Genomic DNA, 2,657 nt, shown 5'->3' with positions numbered 1-2,657 from the left:
GTCGGGTGGTGGTCACGAGCCAGTCCGACCCTCTGCGCGGGGTCGGCAGCACCGGTGCGGGTGGGTCCAGGTGGACCTCGAACGCGGGACCGTCGGACTCGGGCCTCGCCCGCGCGGGGTCGCCGGGCGCGCGGCTGTTCGACGTCGTCCTGCTGGCCTCCGGCCCGGACCCGGGGCGCGACGACCGCCCGGTCGACTGGACCGGGCTCCTCACGCCGGTGCCCCTGCTGTCCCGCGGCTGGCCGCTGCTCGCCGCCGCGCCGCCCGCGGTCCGGGACCACGCGCTGTCGTTCCCGGCGCGGCTCCCGTCGCACTGGACCCTGTTCGCCGCCGAGAACGCCCACCGCGTCGCCGAGGTCGCCGCCGCGGCGCCCACGCCCGACCCGCCGCACCCCGAGGAGGAGCCATGAGGACGCTCGTGCTGGTGCACGGCCGGGCCCAGGAGCACCGGGACCCGCTCGCCGTGAAGCAGGAGTGGCTGGCCGCGCTCGACGAGGGGGCGCACCACGCCGGGAGGCCCCTCCACCTCCCCGACGACCAGGTCCGGCTGCCGTACTACGGCCAGACCCTGTTCGACCTGGTCGCGGGCGACGCGGAGCACGCCGCGGAGGTCGTCGTCCGCGGGGCCGACGCCGGCCCCGACGCCGAGACGCTGTTCGTCCGGGAGGCGCTGCTGGAGATCGCCGAGCGGGCGGGGGTGTCCGAGGACGCGGCCCGGGAGGCGGGCGCCGACGCCGCGCTCGAGCGCGGGCCGATGAACTGGCGCTGGGTGCGGGCGACCCTCACGGCGCTCGACCGGCTGCCCAACGTCAGCGCCTGGTCCATCGCGCTCGCCACCCGGGACGTCTACCAGTACCTGCACAACGTGCGCGTCCGGGACACCATCGAGGACGGCGTGCGGCAGGCGCTCGACGGCACCGAGGGCGCGGTCGTCGTGTCGCACTCCCTCGGCACCGTCGTCGCGTACGACCTGCTGCGCCGCGAGGCCGGTCCGCGCGGGTGGGACGTGCCGCTCCTGGTCACCCTCGGTTCGCCGCTGGGCGTGACGAACATCAGCCGCACGCTGCGCCCGGTGTCCTGGCCGGGTCCCGTGGGCGCCTGGTTCAACGCCTACGACCCGGAGGACCTGGTCGCCCTGCACCCGCTCACCGCGCCGTGGTTCCCGGTGGACCGGATCGACGACTACGGCAAGGTCGACAACCCGACCGCCAACCAGCACGGCATCTCCGGGTACCTCGCGGACGCCCGCGTCGCGGCGACGGTCCTCGACGCGCTGGCGGGGTGACCCCGCTGGCGCCCGCGCGCGGCACTAGCATCTCGCCCTTGTGAGCCGCCTCGTCCAGACCGTCCTGCCCGCCCGGCTGGGGGTCCCGTTCCGATGGCTCATCGCCTCCTCGTGGACCAGCAACCTCGCGGACGGCATCGCCATCGCGGCCGGGCCGCTGCTCGTCGCGTCGCTCACCCGGGACGCCCGGCTGGTCGCGCTCGCCGCCACGCTGCAGTGGCTGCCCCCGCTGCTGTTCGGGCTGCTCGCCGGCGCCCTGGCCGACCGGTGGGACCGGCGCCGGATCGTGCTGGTGGTCAACGTCGTCCGGGCCGTGGTGCTCGCGGCGCTCGCCGGCACGCTCGCGTCCGGGCACGTCACGATCGCCCTGGTGCTCGGCGCGCTGTTCCTGCTCGGCACCGCGGAGGTGTTCGCCGACAACGCCGCGCAGACCTTCCTGCCGATGCTGGTCGCGCGGGACGACCTGGCCCTCGCGAACTCCCGGCTCCAGGTCGGGTTCATCACGGTCAACCAGCTGGCCGGGCCGCCGCTCGGGGCCGCGCTGTTCGCCGCGGGGTGGCTGTGGCCGTTCGCCACCCAGGCGGTCGTGGTCGCGGCGGCGGCGCTGCTGGTCGCGCGCATCGCCCTCCCGGCGCACCCGCGGGAGCCGGGCACGCGCAGCCACCTCGGCCGCGACATCGCCGAGGGCTTCCGGTGGACCGTGCGGCACGCCGCGGTCCGCACCCTGGTGCTGACCATCTTCATCTTCAACATCACGTTCGGCGCCGCGTGGTCGGTGCTCGTGCTCTACGCGACGCGGCGGCTCGGGCTCGGCGAGATCGGCTACGGCCTGCTCACCACGGTCAGCGCCTGCGGCGGGCTGGCCGGCGGCGCCGCCTACGGCTGGATCACCCGGCGGGTGTCCCTCGGGAACCTCATGCGCATCGGGCTGATCCTGGAGACGCTGACGCACCTGGGGCTCGCGCTGACCCGGCAGGCCTGGGTCGCCGTCGTGATCTTCTTCCTGTTCGGCGCGCACGCGTTCGTCTGGGGCACGACGTCGGTCAGCGTCCGGCAGCGGGCGGTGCCGCCGGCCCTGCAGGGGCGGGTCGGCAGCGTCAACACCGTCGGCGTCTTCGGCGGCCTCGTCGTCGGGTCGGCGGTCGGCGGGCTGCTCGCGGAGCGGTGGGGCGTGACGGCGCCGTTCTGGTTCGCGTTCGCGGGCTCGGCCCTGTTCGTCGTGCTCATCTGGGGCCAGCTCCGGCACGTCGCGCACACCGACGAGGCCACCGAGCCGCTCGCGGCGGACGAGGCGGCCGAGGCCGCGGCGGCCGACCCCGGGGCCGCGCGGGACGTCGCGGGCCCGGGCGGCGGGACGCACGCGCACTGACGC

General features: G+C 76.2%; 3 protein-coding genes. All 3 read left to right on the top strand.

The genetic code is table 11. The features are described 5' to 3' along the window. Window positions 1–410: hypothetical protein (locus FA014_RS20345; RefSeq protein WP_195969388.1), on the top strand; the 410-nt coding region annotated here is incomplete at its 5' end. Further along, window positions 407–1,285 carry a hypothetical protein gene (locus FA014_RS19085; RefSeq protein WP_154731187.1) on the top strand — a complete coding sequence of 293 codons (879 nt, stop codon included), beginning with the start codon at window positions 407–409 and terminating at the stop codon, window positions 1,283–1,285. The genes FA014_RS20345 and FA014_RS19085, both read left to right, overlap by 4 nt. A gap of 40 nt (window positions 1,286–1,325) precedes the next feature. Beyond that, window positions 1,326–2,654: an MFS transporter gene (locus tag FA014_RS19080; RefSeq protein WP_154731186.1), complete on the top strand. Its 1,329-nt coding sequence runs from the start codon at window positions 1,326–1,328 to the stop codon at window positions 2,652–2,654. The last annotated feature ends 3 nt before the right edge of the window (window positions 2,655–2,657 follow it).

Source organism: Cellulomonas hominis (assembly GCF_005239125.1).
Taxonomy (GTDB): Bacteria; Actinomycetota; Actinomycetes; order Actinomycetales; family Cellulomonadaceae; genus Cellulomonas; species Cellulomonas hominis_A.
The sequence above is the reverse complement of the archived record's forward strand: the minus strand, read 5'-3'. Positions and strand labels throughout refer to the sequence as shown.

What these genes read in the sequence shown, in the direction of transcription:
- FA014_RS19085 (WP_154731187.1), top strand. Translation starts at nt 407, where the DNA reads ATGAGGACGCTCGTGCTGGTGCACGGCCGGGCCCAGGAGCACCGGGAC.